Raw genomic sequence first — 21608 nt, forward strand, 5'->3', positions numbered from 1 at the left:
CTTTGCACTTAAGGCTACAGCTCTTTATACATAATGACAATATGATCAACCATCGTAATGAAACAACCCATCAACAAATGCTTCGAAATCCGGTGCTAGCTGAAAAATAAAAATGTCGTCGCCCCATTCCAAATCAATATAAATGATCGGTGGATTTTCTTTCGTCTGTCTGTAATCCATTGCCGTCCACGTATGCCCGTCTCCACCTAAAAGGATGACATCTTTCGGTAAGTCCCATTCTTCTATGTAATAGTCATTGGAAAGGATCCCCTCTTCTTCAATACCTCGAATGTGGTCAACACCAATATGATCCTCCGCCCACCCTGTAGGAACCGACGTTGGAAAAGCATCGTAAGTGATATAACCTCCATTTTGAATTTTGCATAGATCAATGTAGGCATCCGGTAATTTTACACCTAACTTTTTCTCTGCACTTTTTACCATATCATCAGTTAGCTTTTCTTTTTCTTCTATGCGCCATATATTTTCCAACAAATACGCCTCCTTTATTTATCCTTTTTAAATAACACTTTTTCAAAAAGAATGGATAAACCGACCATTAAAAATAACAAATAAAACCCTTTCAGATCGCTTTTCATAAACACTAAATAAAAACCTGTTAGCCCGAGTGTTAGAAAGAGTATCCAGAAAATTATTGTATTGCCTAAAATCTTTTTCGCTAAAAACTCCATCTTTCCCCTCCTCAGTAAATGCACTTCAAATAATTGCCTTCACAGTGATTACTTAGGAGTTTACCATAATCAAAAATAAATTTTTCTTTAGCTCGCATGCTACTAATAGTCGGAACCGCAAAAAAATATTATTAATACAATAAAAATAAAATAAGTTTAATATAAATCTATTCATCATAGCGCTTTCGAGAGAGGAACCTCCTACTTTTGAATGATTTGATAGCTTACAAAAACACAAAAACCATTAAACTCACTTCATTTAAAGGTGTAAAAGACATTTATCTAGAATTATTGAAATTTATAAGCCCATTTGACTGATTAATGGGTTCTCGATGCTATAGTGATTCGTCTCAGCAGCTTTCTAATGAAAAGACTTCTAACTCCCTATATAATAGAGAAAACTCAAAATAATTGGACGTGAGAATTATGGAAACCATTCATATCCCTGCAGATGCTATACGAATTATAAGTACATCTAGTAAAGGCGACCAATCAAAGTGGCGTGTTGGTGACAAATGGGTAAAACAAAATACACGAGGGTACGAAGGGCAAGCAGAAGTACTTGCTTCACTAGTCTTGACGCATTCTACGTTAAAACAAACGGATTATGTTATGTATCATCCTTGTGAAATCATTCTCCCATATGGTGACAAGTCAATGGGCTGCTATTCACACGATTTCAGAGGTAAACTGCAAGAAGTAACGTTAGAACGATTATTTGAAGCAAATTTCACGTCGACAGATTCTATTTTAAATGATAAATCGTTATCAACGGGTGAAAAATTTGAGCAAATCATGGAGCAAGTACAAAAATTTACAGGACTAGATGTCCGTGTACAAATCGCCCAGTTACTTGCGTTCGATGCCCTTATTTTAAACGTAGACCGTCATACGAATAATATTCTATTTCTTTACAACCCAATCGAAAAAACATGGCAGCTTGCACCTATTTTTGATAATGGGCTAAGTTTATTATCAGATGAAAAAGATTACACCCAAGGTAAGCCATTGACGATTTTAAAGCGTAAAGTGAAAGCGAAACCATTCAACTCAAGCTTTTCAAAACAACTTGCCCTTTATACAGGACCTGCCTTTATTAAAAAACAGGCACTTTTAGAAGCAATTGAATCAAGTACTATTGATTTCGGGCGAGCGAAGCAAGTACTTCTCTCACAATTGAATGATCCGATTTTTAAACATCTATTCGTGGAAGGTAGTGAAACTCATGATTGATTATATGAAGTTTGATGTCATGTGGATGGATGACATCATTGCAACAGTCGATTTAAAGCCTGCAAATGGTGGGTCGCCTTATGTTGTAAATTATATTAATGACTTTAACAAGCAGTTTTCACCAATGATGGAAGGGCATATTACACTAGAAGAACTTGAAAAATGGCTTAAGTGGCGTACGTTTCCACCAACACGTGCCAATGCCAATGAACTACTTGAAAGCCTTGACATGCAAGCCTATAACCGTTGGGGCATTGTTCGTAAAACGCATGGTGTCATGGCAGATGACGAAATTTGGATACGATTTAAGGGTGAAAAATTACGTCATAAAGACGTGTGCCTACGAAAAGAGCTCTATTATCCGAATGATTCGGAAGGAACAAATGTTTCAAATATTTGATTATATATTTTTTTAGAGAATTGATTACTAGTCATCGTTGATATCGTATCTCACTTTATTTAAAGCGATGAATAAGTTGATTGGAGTGGAGGGACCGTGACTCCACCGGGAACCGCACGCGCGGAAGATCCACTAAATTGTGCCTGCCGTTGTAGGCACAATTTAGTTAGCTGGAGCCGTGCCCGGGGAAAGCATCGGTCCCGCAATGGAAATCATCGGTTTTCATTAGTTAACTTTATTTTAATAAAAAAGACTGTAGGCAATCCCGAATTTCTTCGAGTTTGTCTACAGTCTGAGTTTCTGTATCTATTCTTTACAAAAATCCACGAATTTTTTTGCCTGGATTAAGGACAAACCTGTTTGTTCTCTCACAAACTTCACCGCTTTCACTTCACCGACGGACTGTATTTTCTCTTTTACTAAAATAATCAGTTCCTCATTATAGACTTTCGTATAATCCATTTTTCCGACCTCCTCGAATCTTTTATTGGGTACTACTTTTCACTGTAATAAATCTAATAAATAAAGGTAATAGGAAAGTAACTGTAACTATTAAAAATAACGCATCAGACATTATTCTAACAAAAGCTGTGTTAATAATATAAAGTGTAAGAAGTAATAAATAACCGCCTAAAAATATATAATCAAATACTCTTTTACTAAATAGATAAGGTTGCTTCAAATAGATCATTAAAAATAAACCTACCAGTAAAACCACTAAAGTCACTATAACATCATCCCCCTTTTACTGTGTGAAGACTCCTGTTGGAACTGCCACATTAGTAATTCTAGCCATTTCCATAATATTTTTTATGAATGCTACTGAACTATGTTACACTCACATTAACAAGATGAATCCCAATTCTGCAGCACGAGTATTTCCAAAAATCTATGAATGGGAAAGGTGAAGTTACTTATGGATGAAAAACGTAAAGAAGAGCTGAATGTGAAAGAAAATAAATTAATGATCAGACAAGCGGGCGTTATCGCGATAATGATCATACTTTATATTCCATACTTTAATATAGCTGCGTACTTATCAAATCAATATTTTTTTAGTAGTTATTATTTTGCCTTATTTATTTGGTTATTAGGTATCCCGTTAACATACTTTGCTGCAAAATATTTAGTTTGGTTAATAAAAAATATAAATACCTATACGAAATAAGCGGAGGATCTCCCCTTATTTGGGAAATTCCACTCAATTTAATGAAAATAAGGGGAGGATTTACTCTTATTTTCATTTTCAACGCTGATTTCTACATTTTTTTAGTCAATAACAGGAATTTCTCCTCTTATTTCGATGCATTTTCACATTATTATCTTAATAAGGGGAATTCCTCCCCCTATTTTAACCGCTTTACTCCGATTCGTCAGATGAACGATGATTGACCCTATCCAGCCATCCTCTCGCTATACTTCCGATCAACCCACCAACCACCATAATTAAAATAACGGTTAGCACGTTATCCCTAGTTAAAAAGCTTTCATTTCCGTTATTAAAAAAACTCGCTATAGCTAGACCAAATAAGCTCCCTATAATCATATACGCTATTCTTTTTACGGTATCCTTTTTCAAGAAAACCCCTCCTAAGTGATTGGTTAGGAGTCTAACATAATAAAGGGTAAATTGTTAAGTGTCCTATATGTTATCGATAACCGGAAACACAGAAATTTACTAAAAAACAAAGATAATTAACACCTTTTATTATGAAAGTTATCGAAAATAGTGATGTGTATAATGAAAATCCCTACTTATGTATGATTTTAAACAAAAAAACGCGAAAACCGTTACACTCAACAGGTTTTCGCGTCTCCAATTTAAGCATGCTTCTTCAAATACTCCAACGTTGCCTTTGCAAGTGTGTTGGCAGCAACTAAAAGTGCACGCTCGTCGATATCGAACTTCGGATGGTGGTGCGGGTACGCCTCTTCTTTCTCTGGGTCACGCGCACCTGTGAAAAAGAATGTTCCCGGTACTTTTTCCAAATAGTAAGCAAAGTCCTCGCCGCCCATTTCCGGTTCACAAATAACTACTTCCTCAACACCTGGTGTTTCCTTTGCCTGCTCGATGAAGAATCTTGTTGTCTCGCGATCATTAATGACAGCCGAGTAGCCGCGCACATAATTGTATTCATAATCTGCCTTCATCACTAAGCAAGATGCCTTCAGCACATCTTCCAGCTCGCGTTCAATGATGTCACGCGTTTCTTCATCAAATACACGGGCCGTTCCTTTAATTTTTACTGAATCGGCAATAACGTTAAATGGATTTAGCGCTTCAAAGTGACAAACTGAAACAACAGCTGGTTTCACAGGATTAATACGGCGGCCTAATAACTGCTGGGCATTCACAACAAATTGTGAGCCGATGTAAATCGAGTCTTTCGTTTCCTGTGGTTTCGCACCGTGTCCGCCTTTTCCTTTAATCGTAATGTAAAAGGCATCTGCTGCAGCCATTAACGGACCTTCACAAACTGCAATTTTCCCATGCTCAACCGGTGCCCATAAATGCTGACCGAAAATGACATCGACCCCATCCAAGCAGCCATCTTCAATCATCGGAATCGCTCCACCCGGTGCAATTTCTTCACCGAATTGGTGGATGAATACGACATTCCCTTGAATCTCATCCTGAATTTTGTTCAGTGCCTTTGCCAATACAAGAAGTGACGCGGTATGGCCATCATGACCACATGCATGCATTCTGCCATCAACTTTAGATTTATACGGAACATCATTTTGCTCCTGAATTGACAATGCATCGAAATCTGCACGTAGCGCAACCGTTTTACCTGGCTTACCGCCTCTTAAAGTAGCGACTACCCCACGACCACCTACTCCTTCTCGTACTTCATGTCCAAGGGCACGATGGTACTCAGCAATATATTTCGGCGTTTCGACTTCCTCATGTGATAGCTCCGGATTTTCATGCAGGTAGCGACGAATCGCAACCATTTCATCAAAATGCTGTTCTAGTATTTCAAATATATTCGTCATTTCTCATACCCCATTTTCTAAGTTGTCTGTATTTCGAATAAACATTACATTGCTTCTAAAGGCTACTATTCAAAATTCTAAAATATTACTTTAAGAAAATACTATCGCCAGGACCTAATGGCAGGCCAAACATGAACCATACAGCGAATAAAAGAATCCACATAATCGCGAAGAATATAGAATAAGGCAATAGCGCTGAGATTAACGTCCCAATCCCGATATTCTTATCGTAGCGTCTAGCAAATGCTAGTAAAATCGCAAAGTATGCAAGCATCGGTGTAACTGGATTTGAAATGGAATCCCCGACACGGTAGGCCATTTGTGTAACAGCTGGCGAGTAGTTTAAGTACATGAACATCGGTACAAAGATTGGTGCCAGTAAAGCCCATTTTGCCGATGCACTTGCGATCAGTAAGTTGATCATTGCACAAATAATAATGAAGCCGATAAACATTGGTGCGCCGGTAAAGTTCATATTTTGTAAAAACTCTGCGCCCTTAATTGCTAAAATCGGACCAATGTTACTCCAACCAAAATAAGCAATCATTTGCGCTGCTACGAATGCCAACACGATGAATGAAGAAAGGTCAGCGATTGATTTAAACATTTGCTCCGCTACATCGCGGTCCGATTTTACTTTCTTTGTTACGATACCATATGCTAAGCCCGGTAATAAGAAGAAGAATAGCATAATCGGCACAATCCCCGTCATAAACGGTGAGTTTAAAAAGCCGTTATCTTCTGGATTACGTAATAACCCTGATTCTGGTACGACTAAAATAGCGATTAAAATGATATAGGCAACTGTGACAATCCCTGCCCAGCGAAGCCCTTTATTTTCTAGAGCTGTTAGTGGTTCAGCGACCTCAACTTCTCCGCTGTACTTACCAAAGCGGGGCTCTACGAATTTTACTGTTACCCAACTTGCTACAATCACTATTAAAAATGTCGAAACAATCATGAAGTAATAGTTCATCGTTGCAAGTCCTGTATATGTAGGATCAACCAATTGTGCTGCTGTTTGTGTAATACCGAGTAATAAAACGTCTAAAGACGAAATAATAATATTAGCACTAAACCCTCCGGCAATTGCTGCATACGTCGCGATTAAACCAACAAGTGGATTTCGTCCAACACTCATGAAAATCATTGCGGCAATTGGAGGTAAAATAATGAACGCTGCGTCTGCGGCAACCGTCCCGACAAGTCCTGTAAATATAATAACAGGTAAAATAAGTTTTTTCGGTGCACTTAAAACCGTCTTTTTCATTAACGCCGATATTAAGCCACTGTTTTCAGCTACCCCGATACCGATCATCGTCACGACCACGATACCAAGTGGAGCAAAGCTAGTAAAGTTCGTCACCATGTTTGTAACGATTTGAATAAGTCCTTCACGATTCATCAAGTTAATAACTTCAATCGTTTCGTCAGTTCCTGGCTTAACGGCCGAAACTCCTAGTTTTGATAAAATAAATGATAGCGCCAAAACGAAAAATGCCAAAATGACGAATAACGTAACCGGGTCTGGAAGTTTATTGCCCGCTCGTTCGATTCCATCTAAAAACCTATCAACTAATTTTTTCTTTACTACTTTGTTTTCCATATATGCGCCCCCCTAGTTGATTAATGTTTTATAGAATAACAAAGCAAGAAAAACTTAACAACTAGTTATGCAAATTTTTAGATTTTTTGTTATATTTCGATAATAATAGTGTTTAGTTTAGCGATGAACTTGGGAGGAAGCTCTTATTCATTCGATGGTGAGATAGGTCTTTCTTAAGTTAAATAGACACCTTTTTAGATCTATATAATGAAAATATTTTTTGATATTCAGTTCTATTTCAAGTTATTACTGTAGAATATTGACATTGAATACCCTTTAACTTACCATTTAATTTACAAGACTACCTATTATTCCCTAGGAGGTATTTTTATGCACTATACCTTAGTAGATTACGAGCACAATATCACGACCGTCACGTTTCATCCTGCGTCCAATTCTGCAAGCATCACTTACTTTATTGATACAGAAGATCGTCACTATATCGAATCGCCACAATACACGTGGAAGCAAGGTGGGTGTGATACCCATAGCCTCCATTACCATGATGAAAATAAGACACGCGTTATGTATAAACGTTTCATTACCAATGCTCTTAAACATGAGGATACCTGTGCATTAAATAATAATAAAAAGGATTTACGGAAAAACAATATTATTAAATATCCTAAAGGGAAAATAGATTATAGAGAAGAGCTTAAAGAAAGTAGGAAAGCGGAATTAATTCCCTTTGAAATCGATTTAACAGAATTAAAACCTGCTTCTCAAAAGTCCGAGTTAAAAAAAGATAAAAAGAAAAAATCCAAGAAGAAAGATAAAAAGAAAAAAGAAGAATCAAAAAAGAAGAAAGCGAAGAAAAAATAGCCCCAACATTAAGGGAGATCCTATGAACGATATTTTAAAGCAATTAACTGAAATTGACCCTGAATTAAGAAAACCATTTCCTACCAATGATATTAATAAAATAGCAGAAGATTTTCGAACAGAGTTTATGAAATTACCTCATGAGGTGGATTTCTATGATGATTTTCATTTTTACTGTGTGAACATTGCCGGAACGCTAAGTTATGTTTTAAGAGATAACATAAATCAAATTCCCCAAGGTCAAATTGATAGGTTATTTCAATCTTTTATTGAGCACTATCAATATGAATTTCTGAAAGACCATATAGCAAATTATCATCATTTCCATCAGGAATATACAACCTTTGAGCAAGCAAGAAAATTGTTATTAAAGTTGTTGTTTCCTACCTTCCAATATTAGCTCCCCCTAAATTTCAAACACAAAAAAAGCCTGGTTATACCTGTGCACATTTATTCTGTGCCAGGTTACCATGCCATATATTTTATAATGCCACTTTGCAAACTCGCTAAATATGTAAAATTGCCTGCCACCTTAAAAATTCAGTTAGCAAACTATCTTCATAAATTAGATTATTTTAAAATAGAATCCCTTTTCCCTTTCCTCAATAAAATCTTCTGCGCGTACTCCTTATTACCGCACCCCAATCAATTTCAATAATCACCTTGATCTCCCATTATTGAGAGAATGTAAAGACAGCATGTTAATTAATTGTAAATAAGTTGTGAAAATGAGCCACTCACCTAATATTTCCGATAAACCACAATTTACTAATTATTAATAATTTCCGAATACTTCCCTTTACATTTAACGCGTAATGTTATCGGTGGAGGTGATACAAATGCTTATTGACTTACATATGCATACAAACTGTTCAGATGGCGAGTTGACACCTGAACAACTAGTAACTTTAATACACGAACGACAAGTAACGCACTTTGCGATTGCTGATCATGACACAACAAAAGCATATGAACAACTAGCAAATACGGAATTTACTCAATCAACTTTAATTACTGCATTGGAATTCAATACAGATGGACCAAACGGTGAACTACATATTTTAGGATATGGTCTGGATTTACAAAATGAACAGCTCATCCATTATTGCAATATGCGCAGAGAAGAACGTATTCACTGGTCTCAAAAAATAGTGGCTAAGCTTCAACAACTCGGCTATCCAATCGATTATGAAAAGGTTCAACAGCGTGCTGAAGGTGGAATCATTGTACGCACCCATATTGCCGATGAACTTGTGTCATTAGGCTATTTTGAAAATGCTCAAGCAGCCTATGAAAAACTATTAACAAAAGGTGCCCCTGCCTTTGAAGTCCGAAAAGGAGCTACCTCAGCTAAAGCCATTCAAATGATTCATCATGCTGGGGGTTTAGCTGTGTTGGCACATCCGGGTATTTATAAGTTTGATTATTCTATAGAAAAAGTACTAGCAGAAGGAATTGATGGAATTGAAGTATTTTATCCTCTTCATAGCGAGGACCAAGTAATCCATTTCAAACAAATCGCAGACAAATATAATCTGTATAAAACAGTTGGCAGCGACTTCCATGGTGTGCATTCAAGAAGCCCCTACTTACCAGGATCTGTCGTTTACGAAGAAGCCGATGTTGTTCCTTTCCTAGTAGCATTAAGCAAAAAATGTGGTGTGAACGTATGAAATTATATGCTGCAACTACGTTATTTTGGGGACAGCCTTTGGAAACGATTTTTCAAAAAGTACAGGCTGCTGAATTACAAGGAATTGAATTATGGATGGAGCAAATGCAATTGGAAAATTGGTCGCTGCCAAAAATTGAACAGCTTATGCAGCAATACAACCTAGCTGTGTCCATCCATGCTCGGAGCTGGGACTTAAATTTAGCCTCGCTCAATGAAGAAATTAGGAATGCATCCGTTCATGAAATAATCGATGCGCTCTATATTGCAAAAGCATTAAACTGCCCGTCGGTTACGATTCATCCGGGTCGAAAAATGATTGCCAGTCATCCAAGTATGTTTTATGAACAAGCGATGGATGAAAGTTTAAAAACGTTATATAAAGCAAGTGAAAAAACCGGCGTTAGTATTTCTCTTGAGCTGCTCGAGAAACTTCCAAAAGAATTATATGTTGAGCCCGAAGCATTAAATCAACTGCTCGAGAAGTACCCACTATTTAAAACAACGTTCGATATTGCACATATTGGGCTGCAAGATAATATTGAAGAAAAACTTTGTCAGTTACGCAATATCGATAAAATTCATATAAGTGATGCAACCGAACAAAAATTTCATGTTGCGCTTGGTACGGGACAATTGCTGCTGCCACACACACTTTGGCATCGCATTAAAGAACAGAACGTGCCCGTTGTGTTAGAAGGCTTATGCTATGACGATACGATGTTTACGCAACATCTCAACTATTTGAAGAAGCTGGAGATAATAAATAATGAACTTTTTAGTTACTAATGATGATGGTATTTTTGCACCTGGTGTCCGCGCTCTTGTCGAAGTTTTAAGTAATTTTGGTCAAGTGTACGTTTGCTGTCCCGACCAAGAAAGAAGTGCCATTTCTCATTCAATTACATTACGTAAGCCGTTAAACATTCAAAAAACCGATCTTTTCGGTGAGCATATTCATGCGTGGTGCATTGATGGGACCCCTGCTGACTGTGTAAAACTAGCATTAGATGTCCTTATCAAAGAACCGATTGACTTTATTATTTCCGGTATTAATCTCGGCTCAAATATTGGAAGGGATGTCTACTACTCCGGGACGATCAGCGCTGCAATTGAAGGTGCTTCGCTCGGTTATAAAGCATTCGCCATTTCTGTAGATGCCTATGATGCGGAAAAATTAAATTTAAAGTACCCAAAACAATATTTATATCAATTTTTACAAAATTTTCTTCACCTAGATTTAAAAAATGGGACTGTCTATAACGTGAATCTTCCATATGTTGAGCCCAATCATTATTTAGGGCCTATCGTTACCGAGCTAGATTTTTCGGTCAAACGATACAAACATGTTCATATTGAAGATGGGATGGGACAGCTCTTTTATTGGCTAAAAGACTATCGGAAAACGATACAAAGTGAAGCGGGCAATGCAGACTTTTCATTAATTACACAAGGTTATTTAACCATTACCCCTTTAACAGTCAGCTTTATCAATCAAGATTTATTACAACAAACACAATTATTGATAAAAGGAGCTCTTAAAAAATGAAAAAATTATGGATGACTGCGTTATTATCAACAGCAATTTTAGCAGCATGTGGATCGACCGAGGAAGATACAGCAAATGAGGTCAACGCAAACGATAATACAGCAACTGAAGCTGAAGCAACAATTGATGGTACGGTTAGTTTCTATACTTCTCAGCCTGAAGCTGATGCTACAAAACTTATTTCAGAGTTTAATCATTTATACCCAGAGATAGAAGTTGAATTATTCCGTTCAGGAACAGAGGAAGTTGTCGGGAAGATTTTAGCAGAAAATACAGCTGGCGATATTCAAGCAGATGTGTTGTTACTGGCAGATCACGTAACATTTGAAAACTTGAAAAATCAAGATTTACTAGAAAGCTATGATTCACCGGAGAAAGAAAATATTTCTGAAGAATTTATTGACAAAGATTTAACATATTACGGCACAAAAGTAATGGCAACAGTAATCGGTTATAACACAGATGCGGTTACAGATGCACCGACATCCTGGAGCGTATTAACAGAAAAGGCGAATGAAACGATTATGCCTAGCCCTCTTTATTCAGGTGCTGCCGCATACAATTTAGGAATTTTCACACGCAACGATCACTTCGGCTGGGATTATTATAAAGCGTTAAAAGAAGGCAAAGCGACAGTTGTCCAAGGAAATGGTGCTGCATTAAAAGGCTTGCAAGCCGGTGAAAACAACTACGCAATGATTGTAGACTATTTAGTAAATAATGCGGCAAAAGAAGGTTCACCAATTGCCATCACTTACCCTGAAGAAGGTGTACCGGTAATTACGGAGCCAATCGCATTAGTAAAGGATGCTCAAGATAAAAAAGCAGCCCAAGCTTTCATCGACTTCGTTCTTTCTAAAGAAGGTCAAGAGCTTGCAGCAAGTTTAGGCTACGCACCAATTCGTTCAGATGTTACAGCACCAGAAGGACTTAAAGGTGTGGATGAACTAAATGTATTATCAAGCAGTGTAGAAGAGCTTTATAATGGACGCGAATCAGATAAAAATGAATTTAAAACATTATTTGGGGAATAAGAATGACGCATTTTACAGCTCAAAGTAAAACAAAAGCACAAAAATCTACTGCTTTACTCCTATCGAAAAAAGGGCTCATTACCCTTTCTTCGGTACTGATCTTTATATTTTTCATCGTACCGATTCTGCGTCTTGTTTGGCAAAGCTTTCAATATGATGGCGCATTGTCTCTGCAACATTATACAACCATTTTAAGTGAGCCTTTCACTTGGAATATGCTGAAAAACACGGCTTTCATTGTCGTCGTCTCTACAATTTTAGCTTTAGTACTAGGTGTAACCTTTGCTTGGATTATGGCGTATACCAATTTCCGCGCAAAGAAATGGATTCAAATTTTCATTATGTTACCATTTATTATTCCGTCTTATATCGTGACGATTGCTTGGACCCAATTCGTCAAAGATTTACCGATCACTGTTAATTTATATTCGCTAACAGGCATCGCATTTTTATTAGGTGTTTCTCATTTTCCATTAGTCTATATGTTTACGGTAAACGTGTTAAAGCGAATTCCAAAAGAGCTTGAGTGGGCTATTCGTACATCTGGCGGCAGTCGAATCAAAACATTCCTTGTCGTTACGTTACCATTATCATTGCCTGGCGTTATTGGCGGTGGCATGATCGCGTTTCTTTCAAATTTAGATAATTTCGGCATCCCTGCTTTTTTAGGAATTCCTGCGAATATTACGGTGTTAAGTACAGCCATTTTCCAGGAAGTAATCGGCTACGGAAATAATGCTTTCGCAAGAGCTGCTACATTATCAGTGCTACTTGCTTTGATTGCCCTTATTGTTACGGGCCTTCAGTGGCTGCTTTTACGTCGCTCTAAAGTAATGGAAACGAGCTATATCGATCATACACCAAGAGTAGATTTGGGAAAGTGGCGTAGCTTAGTCGAAATCATCGTTTGGGCACTTGTTTTATTATTTAGCATCGTACCCCTAATTTCCATGCTAAAGACTTCGTTCGTAAAAACATATGGGGTGCCTCTTACGCTCGATACATTTACGCTATACAATTATAACTTTTTACTTTACGACTATAATAAAGTTGGAGATGCATTACAGACGAGCACGATATTAGCGATTGCCACAGCTGTTATTTGTGTTGTTGCAGGTACGATTATTGCGTATATGCGAATTCGAAAGAACTCTATTTTTTCGAAAACACTTGAGCTGATTGTTGCGATTCCGTACACATTACCAGGTATGGTGTTAGCTTTAGCGATGATCCTCGCATGGATGCAGCCAATTCCGGGCTGGAATCCTGGCATATATGGCTCCATCTGGATTTTACTTATTGCCTATGTTACACGTTTTATGTTTTTGCAAGTGCGAGGCAGCAGTACAGCCATTCTGCAAGTGTCTACTGACTTAGAGGAGGCCGCACATATTAGTGGTGCTTCGGTATGGGCAAAATGGAAAGCTATATTACTACCACTATTTTTACCAGGTATTATTAGCGGCTCTGTTCTTGTCATTTTAAATACATTAACAGAATTAACGGTCTCTTCCTTACTATGGTCAAGTGGTGCTGAAACAATCGGCGTGCTAATTTATAACTTTGAGCAAGCTGGGTATACGACATACTCAACTGCGTTTTCCGCTATTGTTTTACTATACATGTCCATTTTCGCCGGATTACTCTATGGGATAAGTGCAATAATACGTAGAAAGAGGGTTTCGCATGATCACTGAATTAAAAAATATAAAAAAATCATTCGGCTCCACAGATGTTTTGAAAGGAATCGATTTAACAATTGAAGAGGGTGAATTTGTAGCGATTGTTGGTCCTTCAGGCTGTGGTAAAACGACACTGCTGAAAATTCTCGCTGGATTTGAACGTCCAACGAGTGGCGAACTTTTAATGGATGACGCATTAATGAATCGGATACCTCCAGAACAACGCAATATTAGTTTAGTATTCCAATCATTTGCATTATGGCCTCATATGAAAGTAAAGGAGCAAGTGGCATTTCCTTTAAAGCATCATCGATTTGTTAGTGAAGCTTTCAAAAAACAGCCCGATGTACGCGTAGAAGAAATGTTAAGCGCCATGAGCATGAGTCACTTAGCCGATCGCTACCCCCATGAACTTTCCGGCGGGCAAAAGCAGCGAGTTGCGATTGCACGAGCTTTAAGTCCCGCACCTGCTCTGATTTTAATGGATGAGCCGTTAAGTAGTCTTGATGCCAAACTGCGGATTGAATTGCGCTATGAAATCCAAAAAATTCATCGCCAATTTAAAAAAGCGATCGTCTACGTTACGCACGATCAGGGAGAAGCATTGGCAATGGCTGATAAAATTGTTGTGATGAATGCTGGAAAAATCGAACAAATCGGCACACCACAGGAAATTTATTATTATCCAGAAACACCTTTTGTTGCAGACTTTGTAGGTAAAGCCAATCTATTAGAAGGAACATGGGACAATGATCAATTTTCTCCAGCATTAAGTCCAAATGTATCGTGGCATTTCCCGAAGGTTTCTACATCATTTAAACAAGCTGGCTTATGCCCATTACGTCCAGAGCAACTTAAACCTACAGCCGATAACCAACATGGCATTGAAGTCGAAATCCAAAACGTCCAATTCCAAGGCCGAGAAATGATCTACACAGCGCTCGCTAACGAAACTCAGTTAACTATAGTTTCAGATGCAGACACTCGCATTCAAATCGGTGAACGCTTGCTAGTTGGGACATGAGGGACGGCTCATGAAAGGACGAAGCGATGACTACCTTCCAATATTAGCTCCCACTAATTTTCAAACACAAAAAAAGCCTGGCTATACCTGTGCACAACTATTTTGTGCCAGGTTACCATGCCTCATCGTTTAAAAATCCACTTTGCCAACTCACTAGTTTTCGATCGGTAAACGTTTTTTCGTTTCGTACATATCTTTTAATTTAGCATAATAAGCCGCTGCATTGACTGCATCTTCACCTTTTTTACGTAAAGCATACTCGAATGCCTCCACTAAATGCTCCGTTGTTACCAATTCATTTTTAATGTTAATTAAATCATAATACTCATAGCGATCAGGGATTTTTGATAAAATATCTTCATCTCCTGTAATCGAAATTAAATGATCGTCGTTAAAAAATAATTGTAGCATAATTCATGTCCCCTTTTTTATGTAGTATCTTTGTTGTCACCCTTTGATCATGCTTCTTGCAGCCCGTATTTAACACGCTGTAAATAAGCATCTTTTTATCTTTACCCTATTGCTTACATAATGAATCATTAATCAGTATAATAATTTTTTGATCCGACCTACCTAATTTAATTATTTAGAAAAAATAATTCTATATCTGGTAAATTCGGTATAATATATCTATAATGACCATTTAACGTTTGGGACGAATTACTTGGAGAGGATAGTCATCTATGAAAATAACACGAACCGTTAAATATAATTTAATCCGTCTATTTCGGCTTAAATCGGGTCCACATGAAGTTGCTTCAGGAGTAACGATTGGGTTTATTCCAAGCTGGCTGCCTACATTCGGACTTGGCCCCGTACTCTCTGTCGGTTTGGCAAGACTCGTAAAGGCGAATACCGTTTCCGCACTTGTCGGTGGTGTCATGGGCACTTTTATTTGGCCGCTGCTTTTCTTCTTAAATTATCAGGTCGGAAGCTTACTTTTGAATCAAAATACAAAAGTCACTGAACTGGATGAAGTAGAATACATTGATGCTCTCGAACATGCTTATACAGGCATTGTGAGCTCCCATTCGAGTGGATTCATCTTTCTAACAGGTGCCACTTGCAATATCGTCATCTCCTCGATACTTATTTACATTATCGTATATGTTATGTTTAAGACGAACCGGGTAAGGATTTTGAATAAAATGAGGTGAGTCCGTCACATAAAAAAACCGGGTGCTCGAACAATTCTACAATTGTTCGAGCACCCAGTTCGTTGTTATATAAAATTCACGATATTAGTGGAGCATGATTGAGCCGCCATCCACCATCAAAGTTTGACCTGTTATATATTTCGAGTCTTCTGAAGCTAAAAAGACAGCAGCACGTCCGATATCTTGTTCCGGATCACCGAATTTACCCATCGGAATACCCGCAAGTACCCCTTCATAATATTCCGGCTGAGCTTTTGCCCATGCTTGTACACCTTCTGAATTGGCGATTGGTGAAATCAAGTTCGCCGTCACACCATCTGCCCCAAATTCATTGGCTACGACACGCGTAATACCACGAATCGCTTCTTTTGCTGCCGCATAAGCAGCTTGTGTTTTATGTCCTTTTAACCCGGCACCTGAAGCAAAGTTTATAATATTACCACGTGTTTTCTTCAAATGTGGAATAGCCGCCTGCATTAAGTACCATGTAGGGTAGAAGCCTGTATCCATTGACAATGCTAAATGTTCTGGTGTTGTTTCAAGGAATGGCACTTGTTTAGAAGCATGTGCATTATTCACTAACACATCTAAACGACCATATTTCTCGACAACTTGTTCCACTACATTTTTTAGTTGATCATGCTTTGTCAAATCACATTCAATAAAGCTAGATTGTGGTGAGTGTTGCTGCAAATCCGCCAATACTTTTGCACCTGCTTCCGGATTAAGGTCAACTGCTACAACAATTGCGCCCTCTTTTACCATTGCACGCCCCATACCAGCGCCAATACCGCCAGCACCACCTGTAATGATCACTACCTTGTCTTTTAATTTCAATACAATTTCTCCTTCTCAGAAAAACCACCATTCTCACGTGATTGTTCCCAGTATCGTTAATAAATTTTTGTAGCTAACAAATTAAATATACAACTTCATTATTTTAGAGGCAAATTATCAATCGGACTTATTATGCGCATTTTGGGCAGATACTATTACAGAAATTTGCTTTCATTTCAATCATTGAATGTCAGGAGAAAAACTCACTGTGATACTCTACCTCAGTCAGATACCTCTTTGTCTATATTGGTTCCACGAATGGTATCACTGAAAACTTCATAAGGCTCCATACCAGAAACATAAAAAGTATAAGTAGTTTCAACTGCCAACGAGTCCTTTTTCACCACTTCAAACTCATACGTAACATCCGTCCAACCGTACCCTACCTGTTTAATCTCATAGTTCATGTCTGGATACGTTTCTTGCAAAAATGTTTCCAAGCTCTCCTTTGCTCTTTGTTTATGCACTGTATTTCCGCTCATTTGCATGTAAGCGTACACTAGGACACCAATTAATGTAATAGCAATCACGCTATATAGTATTTTCTTTTTCATATTAATTTTCCTCTCTTATTTTAAGAATACAAAAGCCGATCACAATTCCAATAAACGTTATGATTAAATGGATCACCACGGATGTGAGTGCGAGGGAAAAAGCCTCCAAAAAGCTTCCTCCATAAAATTCACCGAACCAATCCGTCATATACAATAGACAGTTCCATATAAAATTAGGTACCCCTGCAAGCAGAACGGCAATAACAATGGAGCGGTAAAACAAATACGTAACCGCACCCAATAAGGCATAGGTCAGGATAAATCCACTATTGTTATTCATCACGGTCGTCCCCATCGCCAAGATAAAGGCAATCGCTACAAAGAAAATCTGTATCGTTGTCAACTTCAGCGTGATTTTCCGAATCATTTTTTTAGAGCCACCGCCATGTTCTACTTCCACAGGCAGCGGGATTTGTGATTGTTCTGCAATGTGGCGGCACGCTTGGCAACTTTTCAAATGCTCATCGACAAATTGTTTTGTCCCTATCTGAACCAAATCTTCCTCGTATAAAGGTAAAAGATCTTGTATAACCGGACATTCTTTGTTCATAAAGTCACCTCCATTAATTTTTGAATCTTTAATTTCAGCCGGTGAAACGTTACCCGCGCATAGTTCTCTGATTTACCAATTAAGTCACCAATTTCTGCAAAGCTCAGTTCACCATATATGCGTAGCAATACAATTTCCCTCGAAGCATCATCTAGTTTTGAAATATGATGTAAAAGTATTCTTGTATCTTCATTGAGTTCTGCTAACTCTTCTATTGATGGCATTTCAGTTTCTGGTATCGCTGAAAGTTTTTGCATTAAGCTTTGCTGATACTTATTTTTCCGATAATATTTTTTTAGTAAATTCCCCGCAATCGAGAATATCCATGTTGACAAAGTGGATTGTCCATTAAAGGAGCCAATGCTTTTACAAGCCTCGTAAAAGGTATCGTGGCAAAGATCTTGAGCAGTCATCCGATTTCCTGTCTTGGATAAAAAAAACGCATAGAGTTTTGGATGAATTTGTTCATATTGTTCCTCTAACTTGTTCATAACTGCCCTCACTTTCTTGTTGTTCGTAGTATTAATACCACGACTCTATATTTCGTTACAAAATATTTTTAAATATTTTTTTCAAGTATTCTGTTGATTTCACTATACCGGCTTTGGAACAGTTATGTAATTGGGGATGGAAAAACAAAAAGTAAATTATACATCAATAGTCCACAAAAAAATGTGCCAAAATCCTTGATCATAAAGGATTTTGGCACTCATTGAATTCCTGTGAAGTTCATTAGCTTTCTCTAGTTATTTTTACATTAGCCAAGGTATTTCCCAGTTCTCCGCTAATAACTGATAGGCTGCCATCGTTTTCAAGAACAATCGCTTTAACTTCCTTTAAGTCTCCGATTCCATCATTCCGCACAGACTGCAGTATATCGCCCTCGCTAATTCTTTCTTCCTTCATCGTTTCTCTAAGAAATGAGCCATTCAAATAGAGCAAGCTCGGCTCGGACTTAATGATTTTATTGAATTTTTTCCAACGTACAGATGTGAATGTCAATAAGAATTGCAATAAAATCATCAGGACAAATGCTAACAGTCCCTCTAGCAAGCTCACATTTTTATTCAATAAAATTGTCGAGAGTATAGAACCAAGTGCTACCGTTACCACTAAATCGAAAGCATTTAATTGGGTTAATGACCGTTTCCCAGAAGTCAGCAGAAAGAAGATTAGACCGACATAAGCTAGAATGCCAACAGTGATAATTCGAATAAAACTATCCAATGTTATTGAGAACATGCTACCAGCTCCTCTCCGTAATTATTAGGATAAAGATTCTTATCGGATAAATTCTCACAACCATTGAAGCTGCTATACCTACTCTCTATACCCTATTCGTAACAAAATTAAGATTTAATTTTTCCTATAACAGCTGTACATATTTTTCTGTAATGATTTATACATATGAAATTCCATTCGATAAATTATATTAATAAAATAAACCCCTTTTATTATTCTAAAATAGAATTTCTTCTGTTTTCTCCAGCATTTTTTGACCCGCTTTTACTCTTATTTCCTCAGCCAAATCCCTCCCTTCCATCGACCCATTCTAATCCCATCATGAACAACTCAATAAAATCCCATCACCATGTGCTCAAAAAAGTCCGCTCAAAAAGAATTAATTATTTTTTTAATTATTTTTTAAAATATATATTGTTGCGTTAACACGCAACTGAATGTTTTTTTCTTTAGGTCAATGCCAATTCGGATCTCCCCAAAAAATTATTTTCACTTTCATGTCCCTTTTTTTGATTATGGATGCCATATATAAGGCAAGACAGTAATTCAAATTTGGGAGGTTGGAACATGGAAGTATTAGTGAACGATAAACAATTACTTGTATCACACAGTTTGGCAGTCCGAATCGGTGTTGAGGAGGCATTATTCCTGCAGCTGCTGCATTATCGATTAGAAAAGAACGGTGTAGAGAAGGAAGGACATATTTGGTATCGCCAAACTTATGAAGGATGGGCAAAGCAATGCTCCTATTGGAACATAACGAAAGTGAAAAGACTCATAACGAAATTAGAACGCTATCAACTGATCCTTTCTTCAAACAAATTGAACAGTTTCTTTACCGACCGTTCGAAATGGTACCGAATTGATTATGAAAAAATTAATAAGCTCCTTCAGAAAAAAGTATATACCCAGGAAGAGCTGTTTCCAGAAGAGCCAAAGTTACGGGAAAAGAAAAAAACGAAACCAAATATTGACCCTAGTAATGATATTGCAACCATCATTCACTATTTAAACAAAAAGACAAATAAGCACTTTAACGAACATTCCAAAACGAGTAACCGCCTGATCAAAGCGATTTTAAATGAAGGCTACACGGTGGAAGACTGCTATTTAGTCATTGATGAGCAAGTGAGAAATTGGATGCACGACCCGCAAATGTACAAATACTTAAGGCCGATGACATTGTTCCGTTCGGGTAATTTTGAAAGCTATTTAAACAATGCCCTCGCAAGAATGCAGGATAATGATTACGTCCCGGCACCTGTCGTACTTGATTTTGATGAAGGTGATTATGAATGATTAAAAAGGAATTTTTAGAGCAAAGCATTTTAGCAACGATGCTTGAGGAAAATTATTTAATACTCGATAGTCAGCTCAAGCCGGACATGTTTTACGGCCAATATCACCGACAGCTTTTTGCGCTCATGCAGCAGCTCGCAAATGAAGGACATCCAGTAGACTACTTAACACTAAGTGCACGGTTTGAACAGATTGAAGCGATTGGGATTTCCTATGTGACGGAGCTTATGAGGTTTGCCAATGCCGAAAAGTTCGACGATTATGTCCTACTGCTGCGGGAAATTTGGCGCGAGCGGCAAAAAGGCCAAATCCTTTTTCATGCGGCAGAGGGAGATTGGGCGATCCCGCAAATTATTGAGCGCCTTGATCATACACAGCTCGAAGGAAATCGGACGGATACAACGATCACGCAAGCTTTAGTCGCAATGGATAATCGTCCGTGGGAGGAAGTAGAAACACCTGGACTCATTATCCCCCATATTAAGGATCTCGAGCTACTAATCGACGGATTCCGTCCAGGCGAGCTGACGATTATTGCAGCCCGCCCTTCGATGGGAAAAACCGATGTAATGAACAATTTAGCCCTTTATGCAGGCTGGCAAGGTCATTTGCCGATTATCTTTTCATTGGAAATGAGTAAAACGATTTTACTCGATCGGCTCATTGCAACAACAGGTCAATACTCTCGATTAAAAATGCGCGACCCGAAACAATACTTTTCAGATGAACAAAAAAAGAACTGGATTCAAGTACTCGAACGGGTCAATAAATCGAGCATCGAAATTGATGACCGCAGCTCTTTAACAATCCCGCAGATCCGCAGCCAAGCCCGCCGTATTATTCGGCAAAATGAAAACAAAACACCGATTATATTAATCGATTACTTGCAAATTATTCAAGCAGACCGCGATGAGGAATATGCAGCCATTGCGATGAGCAAAATTAGCCGCGCCTTAAAGCAAATGGCAAAGGAGTTCAACTGCCCGGTCATTTGTCTATCCCAGCTCAACCGTAATGTGGAATCCCGTGGCAATAAGCGTCCTCTTATGAGTGATTTACGAGATTCGGGCTCCATCGAACAGGATGCAGACGTCATTATTTTGCTATACCGCAACTCGTATTACGAACGAGAAGAGACCAATACCCCCGATGCATTAGAGCTCATCGTTGCCAAGAATCGCAATGGTCCAACAGGTACAGCTATGGCCCATTACAACAAAAAAACAGGTCATATTTGGACAAGGGAGCGATAAAA

The 21608-nt window shown here is 38.0% G+C and carries 26 protein-coding genes; 14 read left to right on the forward strand and 12 right to left on the reverse strand.

Annotation, left to right across the window (positions count from 1 at the left end):
• Positions 1-45 precede the first annotated feature (45 nt).
• Both MHH95_RS00455 and MHH95_RS00460 read right to left on the reverse strand, forming a co-directional pair.
• Entirely contained in the window at positions 46-492 is a 447-nt protein-coding gene (locus tag MHH95_RS00455; RefSeq protein ID WP_340726013.1) for an SMI1/KNR4 family protein, read from the reverse strand.
• A gap of 14 nt (positions 493-506) precedes the next feature.
• Positions 507-692: a hypothetical protein gene (locus MHH95_RS00460; protein WP_191699661.1), complete on the reverse strand. Its 186-nt coding sequence runs from the start codon at positions 690-692 to the stop codon at positions 507-509.
• Positions 693-1118: 426 nt separating this feature from the next.
• Here MHH95_RS00460 and MHH95_RS00465 point away from each other — a divergent pair, with 426 nt between their 5' ends.
• Positions 1119-1925, forward strand: a complete 807-nt coding sequence (locus tag MHH95_RS00465) for a hypothetical protein (protein WP_340726014.1) — start codon at positions 1119-1121, stop codon at positions 1923-1925.
• A complete protein-coding gene (locus MHH95_RS00470; protein WP_339213889.1) occupies positions 1918-2325 on the forward strand; it encodes a hypothetical protein in 408 nt (135 codons plus the stop codon). Before MHH95_RS00465 ends, MHH95_RS00470 begins: the two co-directional genes overlap by 8 nt.
• Positions 2326-2631: 306 nt before the next feature.
• On the opposite strand, the gene MHH95_RS00475 is transcribed toward MHH95_RS00470, so the two are convergent.
• Entirely contained in the window at positions 2632-2787 is a 156-nt protein-coding gene (locus MHH95_RS00475) for a hypothetical protein (RefSeq protein ID WP_339213891.1), read from the reverse strand.
• A 454-nt stretch (positions 2788-3241) separates the two neighbouring features.
• Here MHH95_RS00475 and MHH95_RS00480 point away from each other — a divergent pair, with 454 nt between their 5' ends.
• Entirely contained in the window at positions 3242-3493 is a 252-nt protein-coding gene (locus tag MHH95_RS00480; RefSeq protein WP_340726015.1) for a hypothetical protein, read from the forward strand.
• A 192-nt stretch (positions 3494-3685) separates the two neighbouring features.
• Here the strand turns inward: MHH95_RS00480 and MHH95_RS00485 are convergent, their stop codons facing one another.
• From MHH95_RS00485 to MHH95_RS00495, 3 genes are all read right to left on the reverse strand, one after another.
• A complete protein-coding gene (locus MHH95_RS00485; RefSeq protein WP_340726016.1) occupies positions 3686-3904 on the reverse strand; it encodes a hypothetical protein in 219 nt (72 codons plus the stop codon).
• Positions 3905-4146: 242 nt separating this feature from the next.
• On the reverse strand, positions 4147-5325 hold the full coding sequence (locus tag MHH95_RS00490; protein ID WP_340726017.1) for an amidohydrolase: 1179 nt from the start codon (positions 5323-5325) through the stop codon (positions 4147-4149).
• A gap of 85 nt (positions 5326-5410) precedes the next feature.
• Positions 5411-6931 carry an AbgT family transporter gene (locus MHH95_RS00495; protein ID WP_340726018.1) on the reverse strand — a complete coding sequence of 507 codons (1521 nt, stop codon included), beginning with the start codon at positions 6929-6931 and terminating at the stop codon, positions 5411-5413.
• A gap of 330 nt (positions 6932-7261) precedes the next feature.
• On the opposite strand from MHH95_RS00495, the gene MHH95_RS00500 reads away from it, so the two are divergent.
• The 8 genes from MHH95_RS00500 to MHH95_RS00535 all read left to right on the forward strand — a co-directional run bounded on the left by MHH95_RS00500 (position 7262) and on the right by MHH95_RS00535 (position 14714).
• Positions 7262-7753, forward strand: coding sequence for a hypothetical protein (locus MHH95_RS00500; protein WP_340726019.1), 492 nt, complete (start codon positions 7262-7264; stop codon positions 7751-7753).
• A gap of 22 nt (positions 7754-7775) precedes the next feature.
• Positions 7776-8153, forward strand: coding sequence for a YxiJ family protein (locus MHH95_RS00505; protein WP_340726020.1), 378 nt, complete (start codon positions 7776-7778; stop codon positions 8151-8153).
• Positions 8154-8592: 439 nt separating this feature from the next.
• Positions 8593-9426, forward strand: a complete 834-nt coding sequence (locus MHH95_RS00510) for a PHP domain-containing protein (protein ID WP_340726021.1) — start codon at positions 8593-8595, stop codon at positions 9424-9426.
• Positions 9423-10214 (forward strand): sugar phosphate isomerase/epimerase family protein, encoded by a 792-nt coding sequence (locus tag MHH95_RS00515; protein WP_340726022.1) that lies wholly within the window; start codon positions 9423-9425, stop codon positions 10212-10214. The genes MHH95_RS00510 and MHH95_RS00515 overlap by 4 nt, the downstream gene beginning before the upstream one ends.
• Positions 10195-10974, forward strand: coding sequence for a 5'/3'-nucleotidase SurE (gene surE / locus MHH95_RS00520; RefSeq protein WP_340726023.1), 780 nt, complete (start codon positions 10195-10197; stop codon positions 10972-10974). Before MHH95_RS00515 ends, surE begins: the two co-directional genes overlap by 20 nt.
• Positions 10971-12008 carry an ABC transporter substrate-binding protein gene (locus MHH95_RS00525; RefSeq protein ID WP_340726024.1) on the forward strand — a complete coding sequence of 346 codons (1038 nt, stop codon included), beginning with the start codon at positions 10971-10973 and terminating at the stop codon, positions 12006-12008. The genes surE and MHH95_RS00525 overlap by 4 nt, the downstream gene beginning before the upstream one ends.
• A gap of 2 nt (positions 12009-12010) precedes the next feature.
• Positions 12011-13705 (forward strand): ABC transporter permease, encoded by a 1695-nt coding sequence (locus MHH95_RS00530; RefSeq protein WP_340726025.1) that lies wholly within the window; start codon positions 12011-12013, stop codon positions 13703-13705.
• Entirely contained in the window at positions 13695-14714 is a 1020-nt protein-coding gene (locus MHH95_RS00535) for an ABC transporter ATP-binding protein (protein WP_340726026.1), read from the forward strand. The genes MHH95_RS00530 and MHH95_RS00535 overlap by 11 nt, the downstream gene beginning before the upstream one ends.
• Before the next feature lie 153 nt (positions 14715-14867).
• Here the strand turns inward: MHH95_RS00535 and MHH95_RS00540 are convergent, their stop codons facing one another.
• Complete coding sequence (locus MHH95_RS00540) at positions 14868-15125, reverse strand: UDP-glucose 6-dehydrogenase (RefSeq protein WP_191699651.1); 258 nt, start codon at positions 15123-15125, stop codon at positions 14868-14870.
• Between the two features lie 272 nt (positions 15126-15397).
• On the opposite strand from MHH95_RS00540, the gene MHH95_RS00545 reads away from it, so the two are divergent.
• Positions 15398-15871: a DUF2062 domain-containing protein gene (locus tag MHH95_RS00545; RefSeq protein WP_340726027.1), complete on the forward strand. Its 474-nt coding sequence runs from the start codon at positions 15398-15400 to the stop codon at positions 15869-15871.
• An 84-nt stretch (positions 15872-15955) separates the two neighbouring features.
• Here the strand turns inward: MHH95_RS00545 and MHH95_RS00550 are convergent, their stop codons facing one another.
• From MHH95_RS00550 to MHH95_RS00570, 5 genes are all read right to left on the reverse strand, one after another.
• On the reverse strand, positions 15956-16708 hold the full coding sequence (locus MHH95_RS00550) for an SDR family NAD(P)-dependent oxidoreductase (protein WP_191699649.1): 753 nt from the start codon (positions 16706-16708) through the stop codon (positions 15956-15958).
• A 221-nt stretch (positions 16709-16929) separates the two neighbouring features.
• Entirely contained in the window at positions 16930-17262 is a 333-nt protein-coding gene (locus MHH95_RS00555; RefSeq protein ID WP_445682982.1) for a YfjL-like protein, read from the reverse strand.
• 1 nt (position 17263) lies between these two features.
• A complete protein-coding gene (locus MHH95_RS00560; protein ID WP_340726029.1) occupies positions 17264-17812 on the reverse strand; it encodes a zf-HC2 domain-containing protein in 549 nt (182 codons plus the stop codon).
• Positions 17809-18303 carry an RNA polymerase sigma factor gene (locus MHH95_RS00565; RefSeq protein WP_191699646.1) on the reverse strand — a complete coding sequence of 165 codons (495 nt, stop codon included), beginning with the start codon at positions 18301-18303 and terminating at the stop codon, positions 17809-17811. Before MHH95_RS00565 ends, MHH95_RS00560 begins: the two co-directional genes overlap by 4 nt.
• A gap of 241 nt (positions 18304-18544) precedes the next feature.
• Positions 18545-19054 (reverse strand): DUF421 domain-containing protein, encoded by a 510-nt coding sequence (locus tag MHH95_RS00570; RefSeq protein WP_340726030.1) that lies wholly within the window; start codon positions 19052-19054, stop codon positions 18545-18547.
• Positions 19055-19621: 567 nt separating this feature from the next.
• Here MHH95_RS00570 and MHH95_RS00575 point away from each other — a divergent pair.
• Both MHH95_RS00575 and MHH95_RS00580 read left to right on the forward strand, forming a co-directional pair.
• Positions 19622-20353 (forward strand): conserved phage C-terminal domain-containing protein, encoded by a 732-nt coding sequence (locus MHH95_RS00575; RefSeq protein ID WP_340726031.1) that lies wholly within the window; start codon positions 19622-19624, stop codon positions 20351-20353.
• Positions 20350-21606 (forward strand): replicative DNA helicase, encoded by a 1257-nt coding sequence (locus MHH95_RS00580; protein ID WP_340726032.1) that lies wholly within the window; start codon positions 20350-20352, stop codon positions 21604-21606. The genes MHH95_RS00575 and MHH95_RS00580 overlap by 4 nt, the downstream gene beginning before the upstream one ends.
• Positions 21607-21608 lie beyond the last annotated feature (2 nt).

The sequence above is a fragment of the Solibacillus sp. FSL K6-4121 genome, assembly GCF_038002585.1.
GTDB classification, from domain to species: Bacteria; Bacillota; Bacilli; order Bacillales_A; family Planococcaceae; genus Solibacillus; species Solibacillus faecavium.

What these genes read in the sequence shown, in the direction of transcription:
- MHH95_RS00525 (WP_340726024.1), top strand. Translation starts at nt 10,971, where the DNA reads ATGAAAAAATTATGGATGACTGCGTTATTATCAACAGCAATTTTAGCA.
- MHH95_RS00460 (WP_191699661.1), bottom strand. Translation starts at nt 692, where the DNA reads ATGGAGTTTTTAGCGAAAAAGATTTTAGGCAATACAATAATTTTCTGG.
- MHH95_RS00540 (WP_191699651.1), bottom strand. Translation starts at nt 15,125, where the DNA reads ATGCTACAATTATTTTTTAACGACGATCATTTAATTTCGATTACAGGA.
- MHH95_RS00575 (WP_340726031.1), top strand. Translation starts at nt 19,622, where the DNA reads ATGGAAGTATTAGTGAACGATAAACAATTACTTGTATCACACAGTTTG.
- MHH95_RS00560 (WP_340726029.1), bottom strand. Translation starts at nt 17,812, where the DNA reads ATGAACAAAGAATGTCCGGTTATACAAGATCTTTTACCTTTATACGAG.
- MHH95_RS00570 (WP_340726030.1), bottom strand. Translation starts at nt 19,054, where the DNA reads ATGTTCTCAATAACATTGGATAGTTTTATTCGAATTATCACTGTTGGC.
- MHH95_RS00490 (WP_340726017.1), bottom strand. Translation starts at nt 5,325, where the DNA reads ATGACGAATATATTTGAAATACTAGAACAGCATTTTGATGAAATGGTT.
- MHH95_RS00480 (WP_340726015.1), top strand. Translation starts at nt 3,242, where the DNA reads ATGGATGAAAAACGTAAAGAAGAGCTGAATGTGAAAGAAAATAAATTA.
- MHH95_RS00515 (WP_340726022.1), top strand. Translation starts at nt 9,423, where the DNA reads ATGAAATTATATGCTGCAACTACGTTATTTTGGGGACAGCCTTTGGAA.
- MHH95_RS00545 (WP_340726027.1), top strand. Translation starts at nt 15,398, where the DNA reads ATGAAAATAACACGAACCGTTAAATATAATTTAATCCGTCTATTTCGG.
- MHH95_RS00505 (WP_340726020.1), top strand. Translation starts at nt 7,776, where the DNA reads ATGAACGATATTTTAAAGCAATTAACTGAAATTGACCCTGAATTAAGA.
- MHH95_RS00465 (WP_340726014.1), top strand. Translation starts at nt 1,119, where the DNA reads ATGGAAACCATTCATATCCCTGCAGATGCTATACGAATTATAAGTACA.
- MHH95_RS00580 (WP_340726032.1), top strand. Translation starts at nt 20,350, where the DNA reads ATGATTAAAAAGGAATTTTTAGAGCAAAGCATTTTAGCAACGATGCTT.
- MHH95_RS00495 (WP_340726018.1), bottom strand. Translation starts at nt 6,931, where the DNA reads ATGGAAAACAAAGTAGTAAAGAAAAAATTAGTTGATAGGTTTTTAGAT.
- MHH95_RS00500 (WP_340726019.1), top strand. Translation starts at nt 7,262, where the DNA reads ATGCACTATACCTTAGTAGATTACGAGCACAATATCACGACCGTCACG.
- MHH95_RS00530 (WP_340726025.1), top strand. Translation starts at nt 12,011, where the DNA reads ATGACGCATTTTACAGCTCAAAGTAAAACAAAAGCACAAAAATCTACT.
- MHH95_RS00555 (WP_445682982.1), bottom strand. Translation starts at nt 17,262, where the DNA reads ATGAAAAAGAAAATACTATATAGCGTGATTGCTATTACATTAATTGGT.
- surE (WP_340726023.1), top strand. Translation starts at nt 10,195, where the DNA reads ATGAACTTTTTAGTTACTAATGATGATGGTATTTTTGCACCTGGTGTC.
- MHH95_RS00510 (WP_340726021.1), top strand. Translation starts at nt 8,593, where the DNA reads ATGCTTATTGACTTACATATGCATACAAACTGTTCAGATGGCGAGTTG.
- MHH95_RS00470 (WP_339213889.1), top strand. Translation starts at nt 1,918, where the DNA reads ATGATTGATTATATGAAGTTTGATGTCATGTGGATGGATGACATCATT.
- MHH95_RS00475 (WP_339213891.1), bottom strand. Translation starts at nt 2,787, where the DNA reads ATGGATTATACGAAAGTCTATAATGAGGAACTGATTATTTTAGTAAAA.
- MHH95_RS00565 (WP_191699646.1), bottom strand. Translation starts at nt 18,303, where the DNA reads ATGAACAAGTTAGAGGAACAATATGAACAAATTCATCCAAAACTCTAT.
- MHH95_RS00535 (WP_340726026.1), top strand. Translation starts at nt 13,695, where the DNA reads ATGATCACTGAATTAAAAAATATAAAAAAATCATTCGGCTCCACAGAT.